The organism is Falsiroseomonas sp. RANM36, from assembly GCF_056682175.1.
Genome location: NZ_JBWXTD010000003.1, coordinates 778,342 through 785,435, shown reverse-complemented (window position 1 = coordinate 785,435; position 7,094 = coordinate 778,342). Strand labels below are relative to the sequence as shown.

Here is a 7,094-nt window from a genome sequence, read left to right as displayed (position 1 = left end):
CCACCCCCCGCCGCCTCCGCCGCGCCCCGGCGGCGGGGGGGGGCGCGGGCCTGGGGGGGCGGCGCCCCCGGGCGCGGCATGCCGCGCAGGGCCTCCGGCACGCGTTCCGCGGCCTCGGCGATCCAGGCGAGGTCGAGGGCGAGGTCGGGATGCTCCGCCAGCACCGAGCGCCAGATCTCGGCCGAGGGCGGCAGGCCGTTCTCCGGCAGCAGCCGGAAGCCGCGCGGCCCGGATTCGGCCGCGCCGTCCTCCACCAGCGACAGGCGCAGGAAGGCGAGATAGGCGGCGGCGGAGGGGGCGGCGGTGCGCAGCGGCACTTCCTGCGCGGCCGCGGCGACATGCGCCTCCAGCAGCAGGGCGGCTTCCGAAAGGTCGCGCCGCGCCGCCTCCTGCCGTGCCGCGGCGATGGCGGGCGGCAGAGCGGGCAAGGGCGGCGGGCCTTCGGCGGCGGGGACCAGCTCGATGCGCGCGGCGGCGTCGAGCGGATCGGCGGCACCGGGGAGCGGGATGCGCTGGAAGACGATGCCGTCCAGCCGCGCGACGACGCGGCCGGCGCCGTCGCGCAACACGCAATCCGCCGCGGCCGAGCGTGCGCCGCGCCGCGCCAGCACGACCTCCGCCACGGCCGCCGGCGTGCCGGCGGCGAGCGCGACGAGGCGCCCGGCCTTCACCGGCACCAGCCCGACGCCCGGCTGCAGCGCTGCCGGATCGAGCAGCGCGAAAAGTCCCTGGAAAGCCCCGTCCAGCCGCGCCGGATGCAGTACGAAGCCTTCGTCCGTGGGCGCGGCTTCGGGAAGCGTGAGCCGCACCAGGGCGCGCTCGCCCTCGGCCTGCACCGACTCGACCGTGGCGAAGGCATCGGCATAGGTCAGGCCGAGCATGGCCGCGCGCGCACGCAGCGCCGCGCCGTCCAGGACTACGCCGGCCGCCGGGGCGCTGCGCGGCGCGTCCAGCGCGGCGGGCGTCACGGGGCGAACCTCGCCCAGCGCATGCAGCGTCCAGGTGTCCTCGGCGAGCCGGCGGCGGCTCTCCAGACGGAAGGCGCCATCGGGCGCGAGCGTGCTCCGCAGCTCCCGCGCCGCGTCCTCCTCCAGCACCAGCGGGCGCAGGATGCGGAACTCGGCGGCTTCGAGCGCCGCCGCGTCAGGGTGTCGGGCGCGGCCGGCGGCCAGCGCGATGTCGAGCATCGCCGCCGCCGGCAGCACCGCATCGGCACCGAGCCGATGATCCGCCAGCCAGGGCTCGAGCGCGGTGTCGAGCATCCGCGTCCAGACGCCGGGCTCGTTGCCGTCGCGGAAGCCGAGCAGCGGATGGTCCAGCACCGGGTCGGTCAGCCGGGAGCCTTCGGCGGTGTGCGCCTGCACATAGCGCTGGCGGGCGAAGGGGGTCAGCGGCAGGCGGCGCTCGGCGGGTCCGGCGAAGGCGGGACCGCCGCGCGGATCGGCGCCGGCCTGCACCGCGCGGTCGGCGATGGCCGCGAAGGGGTCGCCTTCCGCCTCCGCATCGCGGCGCGACAGGCTGGCGAGGGGGCTCGCCTCGTTCCCCGCGGCGCGGGCGGTGTCGCGCAGGTAGGATTGCAGAACCGGATGCGGGCCGATCTCGAGGAAGATCCGCCCGCCGCGCTCCAGCGCCGCGCGCACCGCCGCCTCGAAGCGGACGGGCTCGCGCAGGTTGCGCCACCAATAGGCGGCATCGGCCTCGCCCGCCTCCAGCGCCGCGCCGGTGACGGTCGAGAGCATCGGCCGCGCCGGCGCGCCGCAACGGAGGCCGTCGAGTTCCGCCAGCAGGGCGTCCCGTACCGGATCCATCGCCGCGCTGTGAAAGGCGTAGTCGAGGTCGAGCGGCACGAAGACGTAGCGCCGCGCCTCTGCCGCCGCGCGCACCCGCTCCAGCGCCTCCGCCGGGCCGGCGAGGGTGAAGGCGCCGGGCGCGTTGCGGGCGGCGATCTCGACGCCTTCCGCCGCGGCCAGCGCCTCGGCCTCCTCCGGCGGTGCGTTCAGCGCGGCCATGCGGCCGACGCCGCGCCGCGCATGCTGGTGCCGGCTCCGCGCCACGACGAGCCGCGCCGCTTCCGGCAGATCGAGCAGCCCGGCCGCATGCGCCGCCGCGACTTCGCCCACGGAATGGCCGAGCACCATCTCCGGCACGATGCCCTGCGCGGTGAGCGCCGGCAGCATCGCGGCCTGGATGGCGAAGATCAGCGGCTGCGCGACGTCGGTGGCGGCAAGCTCCCCGGCGGTGACCCCGGCCTCGATGCGGGCGAGCGGGGACCAGCCGAGCAAGGGCGCCAGCGCCGCGTCCGCATCGCCGAGCGCCGTCCGGAAAACGCGGGAAAGGCGCAGCGCCTGCTGCGCCATGCCCGCATGCTGGGCGCCATTGCCGCTGAAGACGAAGCAGAGCCCGCCCGAGACGGCTTGCGTGGCCACGCCGCCCTCGCGCCAGGCGGCCAGCGCACCGGCCAGCGCCGCGCCATCCGCGCCGCGCAGCGCCAGCCGCCAGGGCAGCAGGTCGCGATGCCGCGCCACGCCGCGCGCCAGCGCCGCGGCCTGCTGCGCATCCGCGCCCGCGAGCCGCGCCTCCCAGCGTTCCGCCAATGCCGTCAGCGCGGCAGCGGAGCGCGCCGAGATCACGAGCGGCGGCATCGCCTTCGACGCTGCCACGCGCGCGCGCTTCGGCTTCGGTGCCGGGCCGAGCAGCGCGCAGGCATTGGTCCCGCCGAAGCCGAAGGAGTTCACGCCCGCCAGGGCATCCGCCGGCGCGTCCAGCGCCTCGGTCTCGGCCGCGACGCGGATGTTCAGGTCTTCGAAGGCGATGTGCGGGTTCGGCTCGCCCTGGTGCAGCGTCGCCGGCACGCGGCGCTTCTCCAGCACCAGCATCGCCTTGATCAGCCCGGCGATGCCGGAGGCGGGTTCCAGATGGCCGATATTGGTCTTCACCGAGCCGACCGGCAGCGGCGCGGGGCGGCCTTTCGCCGCAGCCTCCCCGATCGCCCAGGCCTCGGCGGGGTCGCCCACCTGGGTGCCGGTGCCATGCGCCTCGAAATAGGCGATCCGGTCGGGCGTGACGCCGGCCTCCGCCATGACCTGCCGGATCAGCCGCGCCTGCGCCTCCCGGTTCGGCAAGGCGAGGCCGATGGTGCGGCCGGCGCTGTTCACGCCCGTCGCATGGATCACGCCGCGCACCCGGTCGCCGTCGCGCAGCGCGGCGTCGAGCGGCTTCAGGATCACCGCCCCGGCGCCCTCGGCCCGCACATAGCCGTCGGCCCGCGCCGAGAAGGCGCGGCAGCGCCCGGTGGGGGAGAGCATGCCCGCGCGCGAGAAGCCGAGGAAGGCATAGGGCGAGAGCAGCAGCTGCACCCCCGCCGCGATCGCCACGGGAACCCGCCCCTCCGCCAGCGCGCGACAGGCCGCGTGCAGCGCGACGAGGGAGGAGGAGCAGGCGGTGTCGATGGTCTCGGCCGGGCCGCGCAGGTCGAACACGTTGGTCAGGCGGTTCGACAGGATGGACAGCGCATTGCCCGTCATGAAGTAGCGGTCGCCGCCGGCCGGGTCCTGCAGGCGCAGCTCGCCATGATCGGTGGAGGACCCGCCGACGAAGACGCCGACCTCCTGGCCGGCCAGGGCGGATTGCCGCCAGCCGGCGTCCTCGACGGCGCCGAGCGCCACATCCAGCAGCAGGCGCTGCTGGGGGTCCATCTCCTGCGCCTCGCGCGGGGAGATGCCGAAGGCGGCGGCGTCGAAGGCATAGGCGTCGCCGATATGCCCGGCGGCGAAGGTATAGCTGCGACCGGGCTCGCCGCGGCGGGGATGGAAGAAGAAGGCCTGGCTGAAGCGGTCCGGCGGCAGGGTGGAGACGGCGTCGGCGCCGCCTTCCAGCAGCGCCCAGAAGGCGTCGAGATCGGCAGCGCCCGGCAGCCGGCAGGCGGCGCCGACGATCGCGACGGGGACGGGGGCAGGGGCCGCCGGCGGGCGACGGCTGCGAAGCGCCATCAGTCTGGTCCGTACGGCGTCAGGGGCGGCCGACCGGCGGATGCGCGCGGCCGGGTGCTGCGCGGTGCGCCGGCGCGCGGTCCGTCATCGCGGGCCTGGTCATCCGGCCGGATCGTCCCGGCCGACCGTGTCGAGCTTCACGGCCCGTTCGCGCCCATGCTGTCGCGCCGGCGGCGGGTGCGGCACCGGCAGGCGTTCCGGCGCGGGTCCGCCGACCAGTGCCTCCAGCAGGCGGTCCACGGCGGCGAAGTGATCGGACCACCCAGGCGGTTTCCAGCCGCCCAGCCGGCCGATCTGTGCGCGCCGGGCGCCGCTGTCGGCGCGCGCGTAGTCCAGGATGCTGGCGCGCCAGGCCGGCCCGTCCAGCGGATCGAGATAGTCCGGCACGCTGCCCCCCCACCTCCCGCAGCGCGGCGAGGTCGGAGGCGATGGCCGGCACGCCCAGCGCCAGCGCCTCGGCCAGTGGCAGGCCGAAGCCCTCGGCGAAGGAGGGGAACAGCAGGGCGCGGGCGCCGCGCAGCAGGCTGGCGACCTCGCGGTCCGGCAGCGCCCCGGTCTCCCGCACCAGGCCGTCGATGGCCGCGCAGCGCTCGAGCATGTCGAGCACGTTCTCGTTCTCCCAGCCGCGGCGACCGACCACGACGAGGCGGGGCGCGGCGGTGCCGAGCGTCGCGGCGAACTGACGCCAGAGATTGAGCAGCAGAAGGTGGTTCTTGCGCGGCTCTATGGTGCCGAGCGCGACGAAATAGGGCCGGAGCGCAACCGGCGGCGCGTCCACCTTCGGCGGGCTGACGCCGAGCGGCGCGACGGCGACCGGGGGCGGGACGGAGCGGCCGGCCAGCCAGGGCGTCAGCTCGGCGCCCGTCGCCGCGGAATTGACCACGATGGCGTCGGCCAGCGCCGCGGTCGTGGCGATCCGGCGCCGATGCGTCTCCGCCACGCCGGCGCGCGCGAATTCCGGGTGCTGCAGCGGGATCAGGTCGTGGATCAGCGGGATGAACCAGCAGCCCTGCCGGCGGAGCGCGGCGATCCGGGCCGGACGCTCCAGGGCGCGGTGCGAGACCAGCAGGAAGGCCTTGGGCCCCGGCCGGCGCAACAGCCCGACCAGGGCGGAGCGGCCGAAGGGCAGAGCCAGCCGGGCCCGGCGGGCGGCCGGGGCGGCGCTGCGCCCGCCATGCAGCCAGCATTCCTCCAGCGCGGCAACAAGGTCCGCCACAACCTGCCGTGGCAGGGCGGCAAAGCCGACAAGCGGGATTTCCGCGACGAAGGTGCAGCGGTCTTCGGTCTCCGCCGACCACCTCCGGGCATAGGCGAGTTCGACCCGGTCTATCCCGGTCGGCGCCGGACGATGCGCCACCGTGAGAAGCCGGGAGATGTCGAGGATGACCTGCAACCGACCCCCCAAAGACCACGCGAGCCCCTAACACGACGAATCGCATCGTTCCAGGACCGAGGGCAATGTTCGCCATTCGGGCATGGACGGTTCAGGTTTTTCTGACGCGACGCGCGAGTATGCGCCCGGCGCGCGCAACGATCAATCAAAGGTGCGTCATCGGAATGTCTGCAACCGTGGATTGCAGGCTTTGCACCCCTGCATGGTTCATCCCGCGCGCATCGCTACCGGCCGACGAGCCGGTTCAATCCGATCCGGGCGCGATCGCGTTGGCCGAGCCGCCGAGCAGCAGCGCATCGCGCATCGTCTCGGCGCTCTTGCGGCGGATGTCGGCCCAGGCCTCCGGCGTATGGAAGGCGCTGTGCGGGGTGACGATCAGCCGGCCCTGCAGCCAGGGCTCGCGCCGGCGATAGGCGGCCAGCAGCGCGGGCACCGGCTCCACCGGCGGCTCCACCGGGATCACGTCGAGCCCGGCGCCCGCCAGGTGGCCGGCGCGCAGCGCCGCCTCGAGCGCGTCGATGTCGAGACTGGTGCCGCGCGCGGTGTTCACCACGACCGCGTCCTTCGGCAGCAGCGCCAGTTCCTTCGCACCCACAAGGCCCCGCGTCTTGCGCGTGTCCGGCACATGGATGGAGAGCACGTCGGCCTGCGGCAGCAGGTCTTCCAGCGTGCGGGCGCGGTCGATGCCGAGCGCCCGGTCCACGCCGTTGGGCAGGAAGGGATCGAAGAACACCACGCGGAAGCCGAGCGCCTTGGCGCGCAACGCCGCGGCGGTGCCGATCCGCCCGAGGCCGACGATGCCGAAGGACTGCACGCCGAGCCGGCGGACCAGCGGGCTGTCCAGGTAGCGCCACGGCGCCGGCGGATCGGCGCGCTGCAGGTCGTGGTGCAGTAGCAGGCCCCGCCGCAGCGCGAGCGTCAGCGCGATGGCGTGGTCGGCGACCTCCATCGTGCCGTAGTCGGGCACGTTGCAGACGGTGATGCCCCGCGCGGCGCAGGCCTCGCGGTCCAGCCGGTCGTAGCCGACGCCCATGCGCACCACGACCTTGAGCTTCGGGAAGCGCGCGATGTGGTGGGGCTTCAGCCAGTGGCGGAAGATCAGCAGCCCGTCCACCCGGGCGCAGACCTCGTCGCCGAGCATGTCGAGGCTGCCCGTATGCGGCGCACCGCCATGGATGACCTCGACCTCGGGGCCGAGCACCTCCTGCTCGAGCAGGGTGTCCGGATACATCGCTTCCGGCTCGAGCACGGTCAGTCGCGCCACGTGCGGGGCTCCTGCGTTGCGGCCGCCGCGTGGCGGCCGTCCTGGTTTCGGGGATGGCTGCCGCCCCCGGCGCGATCGCGGATCGTCGATCGCGCCGGTCGGCCGGCCAGGCCTAGCGGCGCCACCAGCCGCGCTTGCGCGGCAGTTCGGCGGCCGGCTCCGCGCCGAGCACGATGGGTGCGACCGGCGTGCCGATCAGCGGCTCGGCGGGCGTCGGCGGGGCTTCGGGGGCGGCAGGCGCCGGTTCCGGCGCCGGCGCGCTGGCTTCGGCCGCTGGCCGCGGGGGCTCCGGCGCGGCGGGCTGCGCTGCGACGAGCGGGGCCGCTTCCGGCTCGGGGCCCGCCGCGGCCGCCGCCGCGGGGGGCGGCGGGTCCGGCGGCGCGGGGTGGGGCGCGGCCGTCACCCCCCCCGCGGGGGCGGGGGGGGCCGCCGGCGGGGGCTGCCAGGC

Annotated in this window: 4 protein-coding genes; all 4 read right to left on the bottom strand. The window is 75.8% G+C overall.

Going from position 1 to position 7,094, the window contains the following annotated elements; translation table 11 throughout:
* A partial coding sequence (locus AC1MIR_RS08510) for a type I polyketide synthase (protein ID WP_480027747.1) occupies positions 1 to 3,989 on the bottom strand: 3,989 nt, incomplete at its 3' end.
* A 19-nt stretch (positions 3,990 to 4,008) separates the two neighbouring features.
* Positions 4,009 to 5,382, bottom strand: coding sequence for a glycosyltransferase family 4 protein (locus AC1MIR_RS08505; RefSeq protein ID WP_480027746.1), 1,374 nt, complete (start codon positions 5,380 to 5,382; stop codon positions 4,009 to 4,011).
* Positions 5,383 to 5,626: 244 nt separating this feature from the next.
* Positions 5,627 to 6,646, bottom strand: a complete 1,020-nt coding sequence (locus tag AC1MIR_RS08500; RefSeq protein WP_480027745.1) for a C-terminal binding protein — start codon at positions 6,644 to 6,646, stop codon at positions 5,627 to 5,629.
* Positions 6,647 to 6,758: 112 nt separating this feature from the next.
* Positions 6,759 to 7,094 (bottom strand): hypothetical protein (locus tag AC1MIR_RS08495; protein WP_480027744.1); only part of this gene is annotated, 336 nt, incomplete at its 5' end.